We start from the raw sequence: 20,163 nt of genomic DNA on the forward strand, positions 1-20,163 counted from the left end.
CGGGGGCTCTCACCTCGCCACCGGCCGCACCCGCAGGTCGTGCGGCCGCAGCGTGATGCCGACACGGATGCCGTCGTTCGAGCCGGCCACCTGCTCGAAGCGGTACTCGGTGGCCAGCGCCGCCGTGATCAGCGTCAGCTGGGCCATCGAGAAGTGGTCGCTCGGGCACTTGCGGTTACCCGTGCTGAACGGGCTCATGGCGTGCTTCGGGATGTCCTTGACCCGGTCCGGAAGCCAGCGGTCGGGGTCGAACTCCAGGTGCCGCGCGTACGACTTCGGATCGCGCTGGATCGCGTACGGGCTGTAGATGATGTCCGCCCCGGCCGGAATCCGGTATCCGCCGAGTTCCGTGTCCCGCACCGCCCGCCGCGTCAGAATCCACACGGCCGGGCTCAAACGCATGGACTCGACGACGACATTGTTGGTGTGCCTGAGTCCTCGGACGTCCGCGAATGCCACCGGCCTCCCACCGGTGACGGCTTCTACTTCGTCGCGCACCCGGTCCGCGTGTTCAGGGTGTTCCGCGAGCATATGCAGCAGCCACATGATCGTGGAGGCGACGGTTTCGCTGCCGGGGGTGAGGATCGCGACGACCTGGTCGTGGATCTCCTGTTCCCCGATGGGGTCGCCATTCTCGTCCGTCGCCTCCAGCAATGCCGTCAGCAAATCGTCCGGCTTTTGACCGGATGCGCGGCGCTCGGCGACGATCTCGTCCACCAGGAGATGCAGATCGGCCAAGGCCCGGTTGAATTCGCGGTTGGCCGGGAGCGGCAGCCTGTAGAGCGGTCCGAGCGGCACCACCATCCGCCGGTACATCCCGCGGAAGACGGTGGCGAGCGCGACGCACAGCCGCTCCGCCCGCTCGTCCATGGAGGCGCCGCGCAGCAGGCAGCGGGCCGCGATGCGCACGGCCACCCGGAAGGACTCGGAGGTGCAGTCGATGGTCTCGCCGGGCTTCCAGCGCTCGGTGAGCGCGTGGGCCTCCTCCTCCATGATCGGCCCGTAGGCGGGGATGGCGTCGAGCCGGAAGGCGGGCTGGATGGTGCGCCGCTGGCGGCGGTGGCGCGGGCCGTTCGCCGTGGCCACGCCCTCTTTGCCGAGCAGGCCCTCCAGGGACTCCCACAGCGGCCCGGCGATGATGAAGTCGTTGCTCAGCGCGAGCGCGCCGGTGAGCGCCGGGGTGGTGACGGCGTACACCGTCTTCGGCCCGAGCTTCAGCCGGACCACGTCACCGTGGTCGCGCAGCCGGGACATGAACGCCAGCGGGTCGCGCACCAGCTTCCAGCCGTGCCCCAGGACGGGGACACCACCGCCCGCCCGGGGCGGCTCGCGCAGCTCCAGATCCAGAGGGGCTTCAGGCTTCACAGACTCGACGGTCATTTCTCACCTGACGCTTCGTTGTAGACGTACGGGGGCGTGGACCGGTCGTCCCAGCTGTCGACCATGTACCGGCCGGACTCGTGGTGGAACCAGTAGACGGAACTGAACCAGTTCCGCATATTGCTCAGACAGGCCCGCACGGCGGCGCTGAGTTCCTTTCCCCGCACGGTGCCGTCGGCGAGGGAGTCGGCGAACCGTAATGCTTCCTGTTCGACGTCGAGGAATTCCGTGATGCAATTCTCGACGCGGCGTCTCACTTCCGCGACCGCCTGTTCCAGGGTCAGCCCCTCATGGGTGATGAGACTGATTCCGAGATTGTGCACCTCGTCGCCCGCTATCTCCTTGGGAAGCGAGCAGAGGTCGTTGTACCAGGCGGCGAACTCCTGGCTCAGCAGCGCGGCCCGACGGTATGCCGGGTGTTTCCGTACGGACTCGGGGAGTTGGCATCCCGTGGTCGGCTCCAGCAGGTCCGTCCATATCCAGTGGGCGAAGGTGAGCCGGCGCAGCCGGAGATATTCCTCGACCGTGGGGACGATTCCGTGGGTGCGATTGTGGAACTCCCGGTCGTACGCGTCGATCACCGCGTGGAAGTGCCGGGCGAACCGGAGGTTCCACGTCACCGGCAGGAAGGCGTACAGCCGCAGCACGCTGTCCGCGAACCCGGCGACCAGTGGGTCCTCGTGGTGCAGGTGCTCCCCGGGGGAGTCGAGGGCCGAGTGCAGCCGGTCGCGCAGCCGCCGCCAGGCGACCGGACGGCGGTGCACGATGTCGCGGTCGTGGCGGTCGTCCCAGACGAAGAACCAGGCGCTGTAGTCCGCGATCGCCTGCATGACCTCGTCGGAGGCGCCGATGTAGTACCCGGCCATGAGGTCCGTGTAGCACAGACCGTCGGCATATTCCTTCACCTTGTCCGCGGGCATGAGCCGCTTTTCGAGCAGCCAGGCCCGGGTCTTCTCCTGGCACTTCGGCCAATACGGGTGGAGTTGCCGGGGAAACGCCGCCTCGATCACCGGAAGGGAGAGCGACGGTGGAACTGCGATGGTGGTCGGTGTCGATGTGGTGCCGTGTGACAAAGCATGCACGAACTAACCCCTCTCAGCCGCCAGTTGGCGCGGGCGCCCCTCCTTCCGTGCCGGGCGTGCGCCGTTGCATACCCCGCTCCTCCCATTCAGCACTACAACTGACCGCTCTGGGAACGCATTTGCTTCATTCACTACCCCACACTGCCGGGAACCTCCCGTTGTGTGACTGGTGCAGGATCACAGGAGAGCAGAAGCGATCGAACGTGCGACGGACAGGCGAACGACGCAGACGAACGGCGCCTGTTCAGGGTGGTGAACCCGAACAGACGCCGTTCGCCTGGTGATCGTGTGGTCTCAGTCGTTCGCGACGACCGGGTACCGGGGCTCGTTCTCGGCCATCTGGCGCAGCGCGTCCTTGCGCTCGCGCTTCGAGAGGCGGTCGATGTACAGGTAGCCGTACAGGTGGTCGGTCTCGTGCTGCAAACACCGAGCGAAGTATCCGGTGCCGCGCACCCGGATCGGGTTGCCCCGCTCGTCCTGCCCGGTCACCTCGGCGTAGTCCGGCCGGGCGAGCGGCGCGTACGCGGTCGGCACCGACAGGCAGCCCTCGTTGCTGTCGTCCAGCCGGCGCTTCTCGGCGGGCAGTTCGACCAGCCTGGGGTTGCAGACGACGCCGGTGTGCCGGACGCCCTCGTCGTCCGGGCAGTCGTAGACGAAGACCTTCAGGTCGACGCCGATCTGGTTGGCGGCCAGGCCCACGCCCTCGGCGGTGCGCTGCGAGGCGAACATGTCCGCCACCAGCTGCTGGAGCTCGTCGCCGAAGTCGGTGACGTCCTTGCACTCCTTGTGCAGCACCGGGTTCCCGACCACCGTGATCGGCCGTGAGGTCCCCCGCTCCCGCCAGGCCGCCTCGCGCTCCTCGCAGTCCTCCGTGTCGACCACGTACCCCTCGTCGTCGACGGGGAGCACGCCCGCGCGCTGCTGATCGGTGTCCTGCTGAGCCATGACGTTACGTACGCCTTCCTGAACAAATCCAAGCTGGGATGCTCATACAGGGTACGCGGGTGTCGGATGCCATGTTTGGGGGCGCGGGGCTGTATCGATGTGCGGCTCCGCCGCGTGAGCGCGACCAGCGAGACCGGTCGCGTGACTCGTGGTGACCTGACCGATGCCGAGTGGGAGGTGATCGAGCCGCACCTGCCGCTGGGGGTGTTCGGACCGATCCCCTGACCTGCGTAGCTATCCGCCTGCAACCTTTTCCCCCGTCCGACTGTCTCCTGATCATCAACCGCTCCTGTCTCTGTGGTCCCTGAGAAATCAATTGGCACAGGAGCGGTCGCACAGAATCATCAGGAGACACTTCATGCGCATTCGCCCCGCAGCCTGCGCGGCACTCCTCGTGGCGTCCCTCGCCCCCGTCCTCACGGCACCTCCCGCCGGCGCGGCGGCGGCCAGGTACGCGGACGACTTCAACGGCGACGGCTACCGCGACTACGCCAGCTACACCTACGAGCAGTACAGCAAGGGCGGCGGCGTCCGGATCACCTTCGGTACCGCCTCCGGACCCGGCACCAAGACCCAGTTGATCACCCAGGACAGCCCCGGTGTCCCCGGCGCCGACGAGACGGAGGACCAGTTCGGCGACGTCCGGGTGCCCGCCGACTTCAACGCCGACGGATACGGGGACCTCGCCGTGTCGGTGTCGCGCGAGGACGTCGACGGACGCACGGACGAGGGCGGCGTCGTCATCCTGTGGGGAAGCGCGACCGGCCTCTCGGGTGGCACCGCGATCCCCAACGCCGGCGCCAAGGTGTCGAACGCCCGCTTCGGCCGCGACCTCGCCGCCGGGGATTTCAACGGGGACGGCAAGAAGGACCTGGCCGCGATCAGCGGGAGTAAGGCCTACGTCTACCGCAGCATCACGCGCACCGGTGTGGCAGGCTCGGTCACCAGCCACGACAAGACGACGAGATTCGCGCCCACGTCCCTGGTCTCGGGCAACATGAACGGGGACTCCAAGACCGATCTGGTGATCATCGGAATCACCGACGAGCCCGACAACTTCGGCACGGACGCGTGGTTCATCAAGGGCGGCTCCCCGCTCAGCGCGGGCAAGACCCTGCGCCTCGTCACGAACTACGGCGACCCCAGCGAGGCGGTGATCGCCGACTTCAACAAGGACGGCTACGGGGACCTCGCGGCGGGCAGCCAGATGTACAGCAACAACCAGGGCCGGGTGTCCATCTGGTACGGCTCCTCCACCGGCCCCGCCACCGCCGTCCGTGTCACGCAGGCCACCACCAACGTCGCCGGCACCCCAGAGTCCGGCGACCTGTTCGGCTCCTCCGTCTCGGCCGCCGACATCAACGGCGACGGCTACAAGGACCTCGCGATCGGCGTCTACGGAGAGAAGATCAGCCAGGAGACGACCGAGGGCGGCGTCCAGGTCCTGCGCGGCAGCGCGAGCGGGATCACCGGCACCAACTCCCAGTGGCTCGCCCGCAACACCGCCGGCGTCCCCGGCGACGTCGCATGGAACGACTGCTTCGGCGAGCCGGTCCGCCTCCGCGACACCAACCGCGACGGCAAGGCCGACCTCTACGTCGGCGCCATCAACGGCTCGTTGCGCTTCCCCGGCACGTCGTCCGGCGTCACCACGACCGGTGTGACCGACGCCGACACCGAACTTATCTGGGGCATGCTCCAGTAGGCCCGGCCTCCCGCCCAGCTGCCTGGGGTTCGCCTTGTTCGTACGAGTGCGCCCGCGTCGTGGCCGCTCGCGCAGTTCCCCGTACATTCCCGCTCCAGGAGGGTGCTGGCTGCGGTAGACCGGTCGCGTGACTCGTGTGACATGACCGATGCCGAGTGGGAGTTGATCGAGCCGCACCTGCCGCTGGGGGCGTTCGGACCGATCCCTGACCTGCGTAGCTATTTCAACGCGGTGATGTGGCGGTTCCGTACCGGCAGCCCCTGGCGGGATGTGCCGGACAGCTACGGCTCCTGGTCGACGATCTACGACCGGTTCCGGATGCGGGCGCGTGACGCGGTCTTCCAGACCCTCATGGACGCGATGATCGCCGAGGCAGCGGCCCGCGACGATGTCGATCTCAGCCTGGCCAGTGTGGACTCGACGGTTGTCCGCGTGCATCACCATGCGGCGGGCATGGTGATGCACGCGGAACTCCTTGAGGATCTGGAGAAGGCCGTGGCGGAGGAAAAGGGGCTGCAGCAAAGGGGCAAAACGACCCCGTAGGAGAGGGGTCCGCGGACATGGAGGATCCCGAGCGGGACCAGCGCCGGGCCGTGCGCCGACGCCGCAGGGCCCGGCTGCGGGCCGCCGAACCGGGCCGCTCCCGGGGCGGGCTGACCAGCAAGGTCCACCTCGCCGTTGAGCGGCGCTGCCGTCCGCTGTCCATCATCCTCACCCCCGGTCAGGCCGCGGACAGCCCGCGCTTCATCCCCGTCCTCAAGAAGATCAAGGTCCGCGGCCGGGTCGGCCGTCCCAGGACCAGGCCGGACGCAGTGCCCGACGACAAGGCTTACTCCTCCCGCGCCAACCGTGCCCACCTGCGCAGACACAACATCAAGGCGGTGATCCCGGAGAAGGCCGACCAGGCCGCCAACCGCAAGAAGAAGGGACACTCCGGCGGCCGCCCGGTCAGCCACGACGCCACGCGCTACAAAGATCGCAACACCGTCGAGCGAGCCATCAACAAGTTCAAGGAGTGGCGGGGGCTGGCCACCCGCTACGACAAGACACCCGAGACCTACGCCGCCGGGCTCCACCTGCGCGGATCCATCCTCTGGTTACGCAGCCTGCCAGCCCTCCCGTGATCCCAACTCAGAACAGGCCCTAGCAGACCTCTTCGAGATCCCGCCAATCCCGAGAATCCGGACTGTCGGCCACCCACCCGTCCAGCAACCCCCTCACGAGAGAAGCCGGCGCAGCCAACCCGCACTCCCGCTCGGGAACCCACAGCTGCCCGTCCGTCCGATGCCCCAGCGGCCCGGGATGCCCCGGCTCACTGTGATCATGCGGATCGAGATGCTCCCCGTCGCCCTCGTCCGACGGCATCCGTGACTCGGAACACATCCGGCACAGCAACCGCACCGAGGAAGACCAGTCCTCCGCGGCGAACCCGGCGTCCCCGGCGAGCTGCTCCAGCGCGTCCCGGTCCGCCTCGGTCGCGGCCTCCAGCAGGACCACCCAGGTCGGCACCGGCGACGGCGCCCACAGCTCGATCTCGTCGAACACCGGGTACGTGTGCCCGGCTGCCGTGGTCCGCTCCCCGTGCGGCACGCCGTCGTGCAGGACGACCTCACCCCAGCGCCGCCCCGACGACGGCAGCGGAATGGACAGCACCTCGATCCGCGCGGGATCCAGCCGCCGCCCCCACACGACCTCGGCCTCCCCCTCCGGGGACAGCCGTACGGCCGCGCTGCCGAGGTCCATGCCGACGGGCTCACCGGAGTCGTTGGGCGGTCCCGGCACCCGCAGCCCGTAGGCCTGCCAGGCGCGCCGCGCCAGCGGCCAGTCCTGCAGGGCGGTCGCGGCGATGCCGACGTTCCACCAGTCGGGCGCGCCGGTGTCCCGGTCGAGCAGCGCCACGGCCCTCAGCCCCGCCGCCCGCGCCTGCTCCCAGTCGTGCCGGAACTTGTGCAGCAGGGCGAGGTTGAACCAGGACTCGGACAGCCAGGGCTCCAGATCGGCGGCACGTGTCAACAACGCGCCGGCGTCCTCGTACCGGCCGTCGCCGATGAGAGTGAACGCCCGGTCTGTGGCCTGCCGCCAGGAGGCGGAGGGCCGGTGCCGTCCCTTGCCGAAGATCCTCACGATTCCCGCCTGCCAGTTCCGTGCGGTGGGCTGGCCGTAGCTGTGTTTCGAGCCCCCGGACACCTTCTTCTTCGCATCCAACCACGTACGGCCTCCGGGGCGCTCATTACCCATGGGTTACCCAGTCACCGGCAAGGTCAGACTGCTTCTTGCCAGTACCCGGGCCAGCGATTCCACCACCTCCGGGGCGTACTCCCCGGCGGTGGCGAGCCGGAGTTCCTCCAGCGCCGTCAGCGGTCCGCCCGGGCCGCCTTCCCGGGACTTCTCCTCGTACGCGTTCACGGCCCGGATGATCCGCGCGGCCGGCGGTTGCTCCGCCGCGGGGTCGGCCTGCCGCTCCACGACCACGGCGACCGCCTCGTCGACACCCGTCTGCCGTACGACGGCCCCGCCGAGCAGCGCGATCCGCCGCTGTTCCGGGGCGGGCAGACCGGCCGTAGCCCCCGCCGGCACCGGGTCGACGAGGCTCAGCTGGCCGATGTCGTGCATGAGCGCGGCGTACTCCAGCACGGCCAGCTCGGGCTCGGTGAGACCCAGGTCACGCCCCACCGCCTGGCTGAGCACGGCGACGCGGCGGGCGTGCCCGGCGGGGGTGTACCCGGCGACCTCGGTGGCCCGGGCGAGGGAGGCGATGGTCTGCCGGTAGGTCGCCCGGACGGCGGCGTAGCGGCGGAACGACATCTGGGCGAGCAGCAGCGGCACGGAGAAGACGGGCAGCGCCCACAGCCCCACGACGGCGACCGCCAGGGCCATCACCGCCCCGGTCGCGATGACGGCGGAGCCGATGCCGCACACGGCCCGCAGTTCGTCCCGCAGCACCGGCCCGAAGGGCCAGCCGGTGCGGGAGTGGGCCAGCGCGGCGGCGAGCACCGCCTCGCACAGCGCGGTCAGGGACAGCAGCGCGAGCAGCAGCAGCGCGTAGGCGGGGCCGCCCCAGTCGTCGAACATGCCCCGGTTGTACGGGGGCTGGAAGCAGACGGCGACGAACCCGGCGGTGAGCACCCGGCGCGCCAAGTGGTCGAGCGTGGGTCCCTGCCCGCGCGCCACGTGCGGCACGCTGCCGAGCAGCGATCCGGCTAGCACGACGGCGACGACCTGGGCGGGGCCGTGGTGCGTGGCCCGCCCGCCGGCCTCGCCGAGCAGCGCGTACGACAGGGCCGCGGCGGCTCCGAGCGGCGCCGGCTCCCTGACCCGCGCCCCGTTGCGCCGGGCGAGCTCCCCGACGGTGACGAGGACGCCGAAGGCGAGGGCGACCCGGCGTTCCTCCAGCCCGTCGTGGAGGGTGACGGCGAGGGAGCCGGCGGCGAGGAGGGCGGCACAGGCGTGGACGAGGGTGAACAGCGGCGGCGGGCGGTACGCGCTCACCGGTGTGCTCCCGGCCGGCTGGACAGGGGTGCGCCGGGCGGCGGGACCCGGGGTGGGCGGACGTCGTCGGCGGTCACGGCGGGGCGCCATCCCGACCGGCCGACGGCCTCCACGAGCGCCGCGACCATCACCGGGTCGAAGTGGCTGCCGGAGCACCGCTTCAGCTCCGCCAGGGCGACCGGGACGGGCCGGGCCCTGCTGTAGCTCCGGGTGGAGGTCATGGCGTCGAAGGCGTCCGCGACGGCCACGACCCGGGCGGATTCCGGGATCTGACTGCCCATCAGGCCATAGGGGTACCCGGTGCCGTCCAGCCGTTCGTGGTGGTGCAGCACGGCTGCGCGGGCCTCTCCGAGGAAGCCGATGCCGCGTACCATCTCGTGCCCGTACTCGGGGTGCAGCTCGATCACCCGCCGCTCTTCGGGCGTCAGCGGCCCGTCCTTCCTGAGGAGCCGGGTGGGGACGCCCAGCTTGCCGACGTCGTGCAGGATCCCGGCGAACCGGAGCACCTCGACGCGCTCGTCGTCCATGCCCAGCTCGCGCGCGATCATCATGGAGGCCTGTCCGACGCGCTCGCTGTGCCCGCGCGTGTATCCGTCCTTGATGTCGACGGCCTGGACGAGCGCCCGGATGGTCGCCTGGTGGGCGGCCCGTTCCCGGTGGTACTGCGCGAAGGCCCACCAGGAGACGCACATCGGCAGGAGCACGAGCAGCGCGGCCACCGGACCGTAGGGGCTGCGCCACAGCACGGCCATCATCAGCCCGGCCAGCCCGTGCACGGCGATGGGCGCGAGGGAGCGCGGCACCAGTCCCCGCCAGGCCCGCCGCACCGGCACCCGCTCGGCCATGGCCAGGATTCCGCCGTCCAGCAGCGCGAGGACCAGGCAGAACGCCAGCACGGCGGCCCCGGCCGGTCCGAGCGCGTAGGGCATGTCGCCCGCGACGACCGCGTCCCGCCCGCCGAGCGCCCAGTGCACCCGGGCTGCGGCCCACACGCCGAGGACGAGCTGGGCGGCCCGCCAGACGCGCCGCAGCGCCACGGGCCGCTGTTCGACGTGCGAGAGCAGCGCACCGGGCACGGCCACCAGGGCGGCGGCGGGCGCGGGCAGCAGGAAGGCACCGGCGAGCAGCACGGGATAGAAGGTCCCGGCCGGATGGGAGATCCCGACGAACCGGGACCGGGCGACGCGCTCGCAGCCCGCGTACAGCGCGGCGAGCAGCAGCACGGCCCACCAGGGCGTACGGACGCCCGGCAGCGGCAGCAGACAGACGAGGGCGGCGAGGACGACACAGGCGACGTACGCACGTGCCCGCACCGGTACCGCTTCCATGAGCCCTCCCCCGGCCATGTCCATCAGGTCCGGAGCCTAGGACGGCGGTGGGGGGCTCCGCGGGCCGATAACCCACGGATTAGCACGTTCGAGTGATGCGTTCGAGGATGACTACACCCTCGGAGAAGGGGACTACCCCCTCGGAGAAGGGGTAGTTGAAACGCGTGGGAGTCTCAGGACTCCTGCGGCGTGGCCGGCGAGGCCGTGACGTCCTGCTCGGGGACGGCCTGGCCGGAGCGGATCAGCTCGATCCGCCCCATGACCTTGTCGCGCAGATCGCCCGGCACGTCGTCATGCCCGCAGCAGCGCTTGACCAGCTTCTTCACGGCCTGTTCGAGCCCGTACTTCTCAAGACAGGGCGAGCATTCCTCGAAGTGGTGCTCGAACTTCACGCAGTCCGAGTCCGGCATCTCTCGGTCGAGGAACTCGTAGAGATGATCGAGGATTTCGCTGCAATCCGTCTCGTGCGGCTCTCCGCAGCTCATGACCCCGAGCCTTTCGCTTCGTTCGACTCTCCGGCGCCGGCCGGGACCATCCCGCGGTCACGGGCGTAGTCCTCCAGCATGCCGCGCAGCTGACGGCGGCCCCGGTGCAGCCGGGACATCACCGTACCGATGGGTGTCCCCATGATGTCGGCGATCTCCTTGTAGGCAAAGCCCTCGACATCCGCCAGATAGACGGCGATGCGGAACTCCTCGGGGATCGCCTGGAGTGCTTCCTTCACGTCCGAGTCGGGCAGGTGGTCGAGCGCCTGCGACTCCGCGGAGCGCAGACCCGTCGACATGTGCGACTCGGCGCGGGCGAGCTGCCAGTCCTCGATCTCCTCGGCCGCCGAGCGCTGCGGTTCCCGCTGCTTCTTGCGGTACGAGTTGATGAAGGTGTTCGTGAGGATCCGGTACAGCCACGCCTTGAGATTGGTGCCCTCGCGGAACTGGTGGAAGGACGCGTACGCCTTCGCGTACGTCTCCTGCACCAGGTCCTCGGCGTCGGCCGGGTTGCGCGTCATGCGCAGCGCGGCCGAGTACATCTGGTCGAGGAACTCGAGCGCGTCCCGCTCGAAGCGCGCGTTGCGCTCCGTGGCCGTCTCCGCGCCCGTGCCACCCTGGCCCTCGGGCTGCTCCGCCTGGCCGTGTTCGGTCCCTGCGTCGGTCCCTGTGACCGGACCCACCTCCTCCAGTGTTCTCGTGAGACCGAGACCGGTCTCACCCGAATCGGAGGATAGACGACGATCCGGTCCGCCCGCCGCCCGAATAGGGGCGGTCTTGGCCGCGTGCAGCACCGTCCAGTCCAGGTCGGCACGGTTGCTGCGGCTCGGGCAGTAGATCGAACCCATGCGGCGGACTCCCTCTCCTACGGCGTCGGTGCTGGTCTCCAGCACGTACGTCCCGCACAACAGTGCTCGCCGCCCCGGCATTCCCGGAGCTTTACCCGAGTGACCCGGTCCACTCCACGACCGCGTCCGTGATGACCGCCACTGCCTCCTCCTGCGTGATCTCCGCCCGCTTGGGGACGGCGAAGCCGTGATCGCCGTACGGCACCTCGACGAGCTCGTACGGCCCCTCGGGGAACTCCCCGGGCCTGCCGAAGGGGTCGTTCCCGCCCTGGACGACCAGGGTGGGCACCCCGGAACCCAGCAGCTCGGCGGCACGGGACTTCTCGGGCTTGCCGGGCGGGTGGAGGGGGAAGCCGAGGGCGAGGACCGCGTGGGCGCCGAGTTCCGTGGCGGTGCGGCAGGCGACCCGGGCCCCGGCGCTGCGGCCGCCGGAGACGACCGGCAGGCCGGGCTCGGCCAGCGCGGGCCAGATGCCCCGCCAGCCGAGGTCCAGGGTTTTGGGCGCGGGCGCGAGCTTCTTCCCGGCCACTCGCCAGGGCTGCTCCACCCGGGCCACGGTGACGCCGTGGGCGGGCAGGACGGCGGCCAGGGCCTTCAGGTCGCGGGCCTCGATGCCGCCGCCCGCGCCGTGGCTGACGGCGAGCACGAGCCGGGCCTTCTTCGCCGGATGCCAGGTGATGCGGGCGGGGCCGGCTTCGGTCTCGACTGTCTCGGCTGTCTCGCCGGTCGCGTCGGACCCTTTGCTCACGTTGGTCACATTGGTCACGTCAGAAGAGTGTGCCCTCTTCGGGCCCTTCCAGCTCCTTCAGCAGCTCCGGCCCGTTGTTGCGGACGTTGCTGACGGCCGTGGTGACGGGGTAGGCGCGCATCAGTCCGGCGGGCGGCGGGGCGAGCAGCTCGCGCAGCTCGTCGGGGTCCGTGCGGGACGGATCGAGCCAGGCGTCCCAGCGGTCGGGCGTCAGCATCAGCGGCATCCGGGGGTGGATCTCGGCCAGGGCCCGGGGACCGTCCGCCGGGGACACCGCCAGGGGGCTCGTCTCGGCCTCGGTGGTGATGACGGAGCACGTCACCCACCAGGCCTGCGGGTGGTCGTCCGGCAGCGTCTTGTCCCGCCAGAACTCGTACAGGCCGGCCATCGCGAAGACCGACCCGTCCGCCGGGGTCACGAAGTAGGGCTGCTTGCGGGGCCGCTTCTTCTTGCCCTCGACCTCCAGGTCGCGCTCCTGTTTGCCGGTGCCCCACTCGTAGTAGCCGTCGGCCGGCAGGATGCAGCGCCGGGAGGTGAAGGCGCGGCGGTAGGACGGCTTCTCGTGGACGGTCTCCGCGCGGGCGTTGATCATCCGGGCGCCGCCCTCGGGGGTCTTCGACCAGGAGGGGACGAGCCCCCACTTCAGCGTGCGCAGCTGCCGGACCGGGCGCGGCTCGTCCGCGTCCTTCAGAGGGCGGTCGAGGACGGCGTAGACCTCTTTGGTGGGCGCCACGTTGTAGTCGGGCTCCAGAGTCTCCTCGGGCTCCCACTTCTCGATCTCGAAGATCCCTGCGAGATCCTCCGGCCTACGACTCGACGCGTACCGTCCGCACATCTGAAACCGCCCCTCCTGCCTGCGGCACCGACGCTACCTTCAGCGACGCGTCGACGAAACCGACTCCCGCTCTTCTCTCTTCTCTCCGGAAGGGCGGTCGTCACCGGCGCCGTCCCTGCCCGCGGCGGCGAGGGCGGAGGAGGCGGGCAGACTGACGTGATCTCCCCCCCGCCGCCTTCGAGCCGGATGCCTTTGCGCTACTCGGTGGCGGCCTTCAGGAGAATGTCGTCGTAGATCTTGGGGTCGTCGGACTCGATCACCGGGAACCCGATGCCGTAATCACCTTCCCAGCGCACTTCGATCCCCGGGTTCGGGTAGTCGGCGCCATCGGACAGGAACAGGTGCGGGCTGCAGTTGACCCGGTCCGTACGGGAGACGGCGGCCTGCTCCATGAGGGCGCTGCGGGCACGGCCGTCGTCCAGGGCGGCGGCCAGCGCGGTCACGTCGACGCTGCCGGTTTCGGCGGCGACGTCCAGGATGACCTTGCGGTGGCTGACACACCGCGACTGCGCCCAGAACGCCTTGCGGAGGCCGAGGTCGAGCTGCTCCGAGGCCGACAGGGACTGTTCCTTGGCCGCCTGGATCGCCTCCAGCGCGGGCAGCACGGTGGACGGGTACAGCCAGTCCTTGTCCTGCCAGAGCTGCCAGCCGGCCTCGGGTTCCATGCTCGCCATCCGGCCCACTTCGCTGTCGGTTCCCGGGCGCGGGCTGGGGGCGTCGTTGAGGAGCTCCAGCGGGAAGGCGCGCAGGTCGAAGGTGACCTGGTGCTCGAGACCGAGGCGCTTGCGGGTCGCGTGCAGACGGTGGATCGCGATGTGCGCGAAGGAACACCAGATGTCGGAGAAGACGATGATGACGCCGGGCGGCGGGGTCAGGGACGCGTCGGCCATGAGTTGCTCCAGTGTGTGATCAGCGGGGCGAGGGATCGCGGGGCCCTGGCGGTGCATGCCGCAAGGCCCTGCCGAGAGGGGCGGGGACGCCTCAGGCGCTCGACGCTTCGTGCGCGTCCAGGACGGCTTCCAGATCGATGTCCGCCCCCGGCAGCCACTGCGGCAGGCCCGGAATGCGGGACATGTCTCGGTCACACGAGCTGGATGGCCAGCGAGCCGGCGAGCAGCAGGCCGAGTCCCGACACCCGGGGGGCGGTCATCAGCCGGGCGGGGAGCCGGAACAGGCCGCGGTGGTCGATCAGGGCGGAGGTCAGCTGCTGTCCGGTCACGGTCAGCGCGACCGTCACCGCGGCGCCGATCTCGGGAATGAGCAGGAAGGTGCCGGTGACGTAACCGGCGGCGCAGGCTCCTCCGAGCCAGCCCCACCACGGCATCGTCTTCAGCGGTGCCAGCTGCGGCTCGGGCGTCTTCCCCGTGGTGCGCAGCACCAGCAGGACGACGGCGATGGTGAGCGTGGCCACCGCGAAGCTGAACGCCGCGACGGTGAGGGGGGCGTCGAGCCCGTCGCGGAGCTTGGCGTTGACGGCGCCCTGCACGGGCAGCACGCCGCCGGCGACGAGGCCGAGCGTGATCCACCCGGTCCGGCCGGCACCGGACGTCTTCGGGGCACCGGGGGGAGCGCTCGCCTTCTGCCCCGTGATGATCACGATGATGCCGACGAGCACGGCGAGGGCGCCCAGGGCGATTCCGGGGCTCAGGCTGCGCTTCTCCAGACCGAACAGTCCGCCCAGGTCCAGGACCAGGGAGGCGAACATCTGCCCGGTGACGAACAGCCCTACGGCTGCCAGCGCTCCCAGGCGAGGGAAGAGCAGGATGCCGCTGGTGATGTACAGGGGGCTGGCCAAGCCGCCGAGCAGGTGCCACCACTCGACGTCGGGGAGCTTCCCGAGCGCGCCGAGCATGCCCGTCGCCGCCGCCAGTACCACCAGGAGGCCGGTGGCCACGGCCAGTTGGATCGTGGAGGCGCCATAGGGCGTCCCCACGGCCTTGTTCAGTTGCAGGTTCACCGACGCCTGGACGGCCAGTAGGCACCCGATCAGGAGGGCTGCGGCGAGCAGCGCGGCGTTCATGGTCTCTCCCCCGCTCTTCAAGTGGACGCTTGTCTCACTTAACATAGCGCCAGGGCATTCAAATGGACAAGCTGTCCACTTAAGGGATCGAAGTAAGGTGAACTCCATGAGCAACGGCGACGAGATCCCGGCACCGCCCGTCGTCCCCCTCGGTGATCTCCAGGCCACCGCGCCGCCCAGGCAGCGCGCCGACGCGGTGCGCAACCGTGCCCGCATCCTCTCCGCCGCCGAACGACTCTTCACCGAGCACGACCCGCGCACCGTCACCATGGACCAGATCGCCAAAGCCGCAGGTGTGGGCCGCGCGACCCTCTACCGGAGCTTCCCCGACCCGTCCGCCGTCGCCACGGCACTCCTCGACGAGCACGAGCGCCGTCTGCAGGGGCAGATGATCTACGGCCCCCCGCCGCTGGGGCCGGGGAGACCTCCCGCCGAACGCCTGGCGGCCTTCTACTCCGCCGTCCTGGACCTGCTGCAGCGGCATCTGCCGCTCGCCCTCGGCGCGGAAACCGGCCCGGCTCGCTACACCACCGGCGCCTACGCCTTCTGGCGCCTCCATGTGCGCACCCTGCTGGAAGCCGGCGGCGTCAAGGATCCGGACGCGCTCGCCGACATCGCGCTGGGGCCACTGGCTCCGGAGCTGTACCACCACCAGCGGCACACCCTGGGCATCCCGCACGAGCGCATCGCCCAGGCCCTGTCCCTGCTGGCCCGGCGCCTCCTAGGGGCTGCCTGACGACTCCCGCCCGCTCCGCGACGCCTGGCACCAGTCCCCCACACGCCGACGGCGGGGATGCGCCGGAGTGCCCGACGCGAAACCCGGTGCGGTCCCGACCTTCATCGTCTCGGGTGAGCTCTTCGGCACCGTGCGGCAGCCGGAGACCGAACTGGCTCACCTCACTGTTCGGCACCGCGTCCGCCACTCGACGGATTCCTCGCCGCCTTCGAGGCGGACCGCCGGGCCGGACGGAACCGGGTCGTCAGCATGCTCGGTCTGGGCAAGACGGTCGGCGCCGCGGCATGGCTACTGGGAAAAGCGGCTCCTGGTCATCGGCCCCGGATGCCGGTGAAGCAGCGGTGGCCGCCGCTTCACCGGCCTCGTCCGGGACCTGCCGGTCTCAGGCCGCAGGCGCGACCAGGCGAGCGACGAGATTCCGCCAGCCGGCTTCGACCCGTTCCGGCGCGAGACCGCGGTGGTGCACCAGGTACGAGTACAGCGCGACGTCGAGATAGCTGAGAAGCGTTTCGGCGAGTACTTCCGTGTCGGCGCCGGGGACGGCCTCGTCGAGCAGCGCGAGGAGTTGCTCACGCTTGAACTGCTGCGGGGACGCACCGTGGCAGAGCAGAGGGTCCGGCTGCGCGGCCAGGTACAGCTCCCCGTGGCTGTCCCAGTGGTCGAAGGCGGCAAGCCCCAGGGCTTCGATCCGCTGGACGGCGGGCGCGCCGGGACCGAGCGGCGGCGGGCCTTCGCGGAACGACCGCTGGAAGGTCTCTTCGCTCTCTTCGAGCAGCGCCATGATCAGGCCGGCGCGGTTGCCGAAACGGCGGAAGACGGTGCCTTTGCCGACCTGCGCCCGGGTGGCGACCGCCTCCATGGTCAGGGCGCCCACTCCGCCCTCGGCCACCAGCTCCGAAGCGGCCCGGAGGAGTTTGGCCCGGTTGCGGACGGCGTCGGCGCGTACCGACTCCCGTCGCTCGGCCGAGCACGCGCCGTCGAGGAGCGCGTCGGTGGCCGTGGGGTCACGGAGAACGGCTGGTTCGGGGGCGCAGGGCGGCCCCGGTAAGGAACGTGTCATGGATCCTCACCTTATTGAACGCCCCACTCTCGGGTGCCGCGTGGCGAGACTGTGGGGCATCGCCTGACACCGAGCCGGCCGGCGGCGCCGCGGCCGCCCCCGCCACCCGGCCTGCGGACGGCCGCTCCACCTCTGTGACCTGCGCCTTCTCCGAGAGGAACGATCGCTGCCACGTCCGCGTCTCAGATACCGTCCGCACGTACGTGCCACACTGCCGGATTCCAGCCGACCACAGGGAGCCACCGCCGCACATGGACAGCACCGCAACCGCCTCGCTCGCCTCCCTCTGGGACGAGGTCTCCGGCACCCAGCCCGACCCCGACCTGTGGGTCGTGATCGCGACCCTGGGGGCCGCGCTCGCCGTGGTGATCCCGCACGGCCTGTGGCGCATCTCCCGCAACGCCATCACCATCGCCCACGAGGGCGGCCACGGGCTCGTGGCCCTGCTCAGCGGCCGCACCCTCACCGGCATACGGCTGCACTCGGACACCAGCGGCCTGACCGTCAGCCGCGGCAAGCCGTACGGCATCGGCATGATCCTCACCGCGGCCTCCGGCTACACCGCCCCTCCCCTGCTGGGCCTCGGCGGTGCGGCCCTGCTGGGCGCCGGCCGCATCACGCTGCTGCTGTGGCTGGCCACGGCCCTGCTGCTGGCCATGCTCGTGATGATCCGCAACGCGTACGGCGCCCTCACCATGATCGTCACCGGCGGCCTGTTCGTCCTGGTGTCCTGGCTGGCCGGCCCACAAGTCCAGGCGGCGTTCGCGTACGTGGTGGTGTGGTTCCTGCTGGTCGGCGGGGTGCGTCCGGCGTTCGAGCTCCAGGCCAAGCGGTCGCGCGGCGGGGCGGGCGACTCGGACGCGGACCAGTTGTCGCGGCTGACGCACGTACCGGCGGGGTTGTGGCTGTTCCTCTTCCATGCGGTGTCGCTGTGCTCGCTGATCGGCGGCGGCAGGTGGCTCCTGGAGATGTGACGCGCGCGTCGCGGAGCGCGAGGCCGCGCCGCATGGCGCGACCGGCCCCCACGGGAGCGCGAGGCCGCGCCGCATGGCGCGACCGGCCCCCACGGCGCCGCACCCGAGCCACCGCCTCCTTATAAAGTGAAGCCATGGCCCCGAACACCGCAGACACCGCCCTTTGGCCCGCCCCGCACGCGAGCGGAGCCGTCGACGCGACGGTCCACGTGCCCGGGTCCAAGTCGGTCACGAACCGCGCCCTGGTCCTCGCCTCCCTCGCCTCCGAACCGGGCTGGCTGCGCCGCCCCCTGCGTTCCCGCGACACCCTGCTGATGGCCGGCGCGCTGCGCGCCATGGGCATCGAGATCGAGGAGGGCGTCGGCCCCGACGGCACGGGCGAGGCCTGGCGGGTGCTCCCCACGGGCCTGCGCGGCCCGGCCACGGTCGACGTCGGCAACGCCGGCACGGTGATGCGGTTCCTGCCGCCGGTCGCCGCGCTCGCCGACGGTCCCGTCCGTTTCGACGGCGATCCCCGCTCCTACGAGCGTCCCCTGAACGGAGTCATCGACGCGCTGCGTCTGCTCGGTGCCCGGATCGACGACGACGGCCGTGGCGCGCTGCCGTTGACCGTGCACGGCAGCGGCGCCCTGGACGGCGGTCCGGTGGAGATCGACGCGTCCTCCTCTTCGCAGTTCGTGAGCGCCCTGCTGCTGTCCGGCCCCCGCTTCAACCAGGGCGTCGAGGTCCGCCACACCGGCGCCACGCTGCCCTCCATGCCGCACATCCGCATGACCGTCGACATGCTGCGCGCGGTCGGCGCCCAGGTGGACACGCCCGAGTCGGGCGGCGAGCCGAACGTCTGGCGGGTCACGCCGGGCGCCCTGCTCGGCCGGGACCTGGTCATCGAGCCGGACCTGTCCAACGCCCAGCCGTTCCTGGCGGCGGCGCTGGTGACCGGCGGCAAGGTCGTCATCCCGGACTGGCCGGCCCGCACCACCCAGCCCGGTGACCGGCTGCGCGAGATCTTCACCGAGATGGGCGGTTCCTGCGAACTGACCGAGTTCGGGCTCGTGTTCACCGGCTCCGGCTCGGTGCACGGCATCGACGTCGACCTGAGCGAGGTCGGCGAGCTGACGCCGGGCATCGCGGCGGTCGCCGCCCTCGCGGACTCCCCGTCGACACTGCGCGGCGTGGCGCACCTGCGGCTGCACGAGACGGACCGCCTGGCCGCGCTGACCAAGGAGATCAACGAGCTCGGCGGTGACGTCACGGAGACCGCCGACGGCCTGCACATCCGCCCGCGCCGGCTGCACGGCGGGATCTTCCACACCTACGACGACCACCGCATGGCCACGGCCGGCGCGATCATCGGCCTGGCGGTGGAGGGCGTGCAGATCGAGAACGTGGCGACGACGGCCAAGACCCTGCCCGACTTCCCCGACCTGTGGACCGGGATGCTCGGGGCGTAGGACGCGGGGATCAGGTCATGCGCCGCTACGGCAAGCACACCGACGAGGACGACATCCGCACCCGTCCCGGCCGCCGGAACACCCGGCCGCGGACGAACATCCGGCCCAAGCACGAGGACGCCGCCGAGGGCCTCGTCCTCACCGTCGACCGGGGCCGCCTGACCTGCCTGGTCGAGGACCGCGTGGTCATGGCGATGAAGGCCCGCGAGCTGGGCCGCAAGGCGGCGGTGGTCGGCGACCGCGTGGCGCTCGTCGGCGACCTCTCGGGCAAGAAGGACTCGCTCGCGAGGATCGTCCGCATCGAGGAGCGCACGTCCGTGCTCCGCCGCACGGCGGACGACGACGACCCCTACGAGCGCGTGGTCGTCGCCAACGCCGACCAGCTGGCCGTCGTCACCGCCCTGGCCGACCCGGAGCCCCGCCCGCGGCTGATCGACCGCTGTCTGGTCGCGGCCTACGCCGGCGGCCTGGACCCGCTGCTGGTCCTGACCAAGTCGGACCTCGCCCCGCCCGACAAGCTGCTGGAGCTGTACGGCCACCTCGACATCCCCTACGTCGTCACCAGCCGCGAGGAACTCCAGGACGGCACGGCCGTCGCCCGCGTGCGGGAGCAGCTCGACGGCAAGATCACCGCGTTCGTCGGCCACTCCGGTGTCGGCAAGACGACCCTGGTCAACGCACTGGTGCCGCAGGAGCAGCGGCGTACGACCGGGCATGTGAACGCGGTGACGGGCCGTGGCCGGCACACCACCACCTCGGCGCTGGCACTGCCGCTGGCGGGCAGCGACGGCTGGGTGATCGACACGCCGGGCATCCGGTCCTTCGGCCTGAACCACGTGGACCCGTCGCGGGTCATCCATGCCTTTCCCGACCTGGATCCGGGCACCGAGGGGTGTCCGCGTGCCTGCAGCCACGACGAGCCCGACTGCGCGCTGGACGCGTGGGTGGCCGAGGGGCACGCGGACCCGGCGCGGCTGTACTCGCTGCGGCGGCTGCTGGCCACGCGGGAGCGCAAGGAAGGCGACTGACCTCCGCGTTGTTTGTCATGGCGTGCGGACGGTAAGTGCATAATCGCAC

18 protein-coding genes and 1 pseudogene are annotated in these 20,163 nt (G+C 70.8%); 6 read left to right on the top strand and 13 right to left on the bottom strand.

Annotated elements, in window-relative coordinates; genetic code table 11:
* Positions 1-9: 9 nt before the first annotated feature.
* The 3 genes from ACIBL4_RS05495 to def form a co-directional block, all read right to left on the bottom strand.
* A complete protein-coding gene (locus ACIBL4_RS05495) occupies positions 10-1,380 on the bottom strand; it encodes a cytochrome P450 (RefSeq protein ID WP_399406780.1) in 1,371 nt (456 codons plus the stop codon).
* Entirely contained in the window at positions 1,377-2,462 is a 1,086-nt protein-coding gene (gene cyc1, locus ACIBL4_RS05500; RefSeq protein ID WP_399406782.1) for an epi-isozizaene synthase, read from the bottom strand. The genes ACIBL4_RS05495 and cyc1 overlap by 4 nt, the downstream gene beginning before the upstream one ends.
* Before the next feature lie 294 nt (positions 2,463-2,756).
* Positions 2,757-3,407, bottom strand: a complete 651-nt coding sequence (gene def, locus ACIBL4_RS05505) for a peptide deformylase (RefSeq protein ID WP_356926662.1) — start codon at positions 3,405-3,407, stop codon at positions 2,757-2,759.
* A 358-nt stretch (positions 3,408-3,765) separates the two neighbouring features.
* Here def and ACIBL4_RS05510 point away from each other — a divergent pair, with 358 nt between their 5' ends.
* Together ACIBL4_RS05510 and ACIBL4_RS05515 are read left to right on the top strand one after the other, a co-directional pair.
* Positions 3,766-5,112 (top strand): VCBS repeat-containing protein, encoded by a 1,347-nt coding sequence (locus ACIBL4_RS05510; protein WP_399406785.1) that lies wholly within the window; start codon positions 3,766-3,768, stop codon positions 5,110-5,112.
* Between the two features lie 141 nt (positions 5,113-5,253).
* Positions 5,254-6,236, top strand: a pseudogene (locus ACIBL4_RS05515) (IS5 family transposase).
* 19 nt (positions 6,237-6,255) lie between these two features.
* On the opposite strand, the gene ACIBL4_RS05520 reads toward ACIBL4_RS05515, so the two are convergent.
* The 9 genes from ACIBL4_RS05520 to ACIBL4_RS05560 form a co-directional block, all read right to left on the bottom strand.
* The gene (locus ACIBL4_RS05520; protein WP_086600186.1) at positions 6,256-7,236 is read right to left on the bottom strand and encodes a hypothetical protein; all 981 of its coding nucleotides are present in this window, start codon (positions 7,234-7,236) and stop codon (positions 6,256-6,258) included.
* A 117-nt stretch (positions 7,237-7,353) separates the two neighbouring features.
* Entirely contained in the window at positions 7,354-8,601 is a 1,248-nt protein-coding gene (locus ACIBL4_RS05525; RefSeq protein ID WP_399406787.1) for an HD-GYP domain-containing protein, read from the bottom strand.
* Complete coding sequence (locus ACIBL4_RS05530; RefSeq protein WP_399406789.1) at positions 8,598-9,929, bottom strand: HD-GYP domain-containing protein; 1,332 nt, start codon at positions 9,927-9,929, stop codon at positions 8,598-8,600. Before ACIBL4_RS05530 ends, ACIBL4_RS05525 begins: the two co-directional genes overlap by 4 nt.
* 173 nt (positions 9,930-10,102) lie before the next feature.
* On the bottom strand, positions 10,103-10,414 hold the full coding sequence (gene rsrA / locus ACIBL4_RS05535; RefSeq protein ID WP_033314427.1) for a mycothiol system anti-sigma-R factor: 312 nt from the start codon (positions 10,412-10,414) through the stop codon (positions 10,103-10,105).
* On the bottom strand, positions 10,411-11,097 hold the full coding sequence (gene sigR, locus ACIBL4_RS05540) for an RNA polymerase sigma factor SigR (protein WP_356926659.1): 687 nt from the start codon (positions 11,095-11,097) through the stop codon (positions 10,411-10,413). The genes rsrA and sigR overlap by 4 nt, the downstream gene beginning before the upstream one ends.
* 256 nt (positions 11,098-11,353) lie before the next feature.
* Positions 11,354-12,019 (bottom strand): alpha/beta family hydrolase, encoded by a 666-nt coding sequence (locus ACIBL4_RS05545; RefSeq protein WP_399408081.1) that lies wholly within the window; start codon positions 12,017-12,019, stop codon positions 11,354-11,356.
* A 10-nt stretch (positions 12,020-12,029) separates the two neighbouring features.
* A complete protein-coding gene (locus ACIBL4_RS05550) occupies positions 12,030-12,845 on the bottom strand; it encodes an SOS response-associated peptidase (protein WP_399406791.1) in 816 nt (271 codons plus the stop codon).
* 197 nt (positions 12,846-13,042) lie between these two features.
* Positions 13,043-13,735: a DsbA family protein gene (locus ACIBL4_RS05555; protein ID WP_399406793.1), complete on the bottom strand. Its 693-nt coding sequence runs from the start codon at positions 13,733-13,735 to the stop codon at positions 13,043-13,045.
* Positions 13,736-13,926: 191 nt separating this feature from the next.
* Positions 13,927-14,865: a DMT family transporter gene (locus ACIBL4_RS05560; RefSeq protein WP_399406795.1), complete on the bottom strand. Its 939-nt coding sequence runs from the start codon at positions 14,863-14,865 to the stop codon at positions 13,927-13,929.
* Between the two features lie 106 nt (positions 14,866-14,971).
* Here ACIBL4_RS05560 and ACIBL4_RS05565 point away from each other — a divergent pair, with 106 nt between their 5' ends.
* Entirely contained in the window at positions 14,972-15,601 is a 630-nt protein-coding gene (locus ACIBL4_RS05565) for a TetR/AcrR family transcriptional regulator (RefSeq protein WP_399406797.1), read from the top strand.
* 382 nt (positions 15,602-15,983) lie between these two features.
* Here ACIBL4_RS05565 and ACIBL4_RS05570 read toward each other — a convergent pair whose 3' ends face one another.
* Positions 15,984-16,661: a TetR/AcrR family transcriptional regulator gene (locus tag ACIBL4_RS05570; protein WP_399406799.1), complete on the bottom strand. Its 678-nt coding sequence runs from the start codon at positions 16,659-16,661 to the stop codon at positions 15,984-15,986.
* Positions 16,662-16,912: 251 nt separating this feature from the next.
* Between ACIBL4_RS05570 and ACIBL4_RS05575 the strand changes: the two genes are divergently transcribed.
* From ACIBL4_RS05575 to rsgA, 3 genes are all read left to right on the top strand, one after another.
* A complete protein-coding gene (locus ACIBL4_RS05575) occupies positions 16,913-17,635 on the top strand; it encodes a M50 family metallopeptidase (RefSeq protein WP_399406801.1) in 723 nt (240 codons plus the stop codon).
* A 134-nt stretch (positions 17,636-17,769) separates the two neighbouring features.
* Positions 17,770-19,086 carry a 3-phosphoshikimate 1-carboxyvinyltransferase gene (aroA, locus tag ACIBL4_RS05580; RefSeq protein WP_399406803.1) on the top strand — a complete coding sequence of 439 codons (1,317 nt, stop codon included), beginning with the start codon at positions 17,770-17,772 and terminating at the stop codon, positions 19,084-19,086.
* Positions 19,087-19,103: 17 nt separating this feature from the next.
* Positions 19,104-20,114, top strand: a complete 1,011-nt coding sequence (gene rsgA / locus ACIBL4_RS05585) for a ribosome small subunit-dependent GTPase A (protein ID WP_399406805.1) — start codon at positions 19,104-19,106, stop codon at positions 20,112-20,114.
* Positions 20,115-20,163: the final 49 nt, after the last annotated feature.

The organism is Streptomyces sp. NPDC050416 (assembly GCF_044458845.1).
GTDB lineage: Bacteria > Actinomycetota > Actinomycetes > Streptomycetales > Streptomycetaceae > Streptomyces.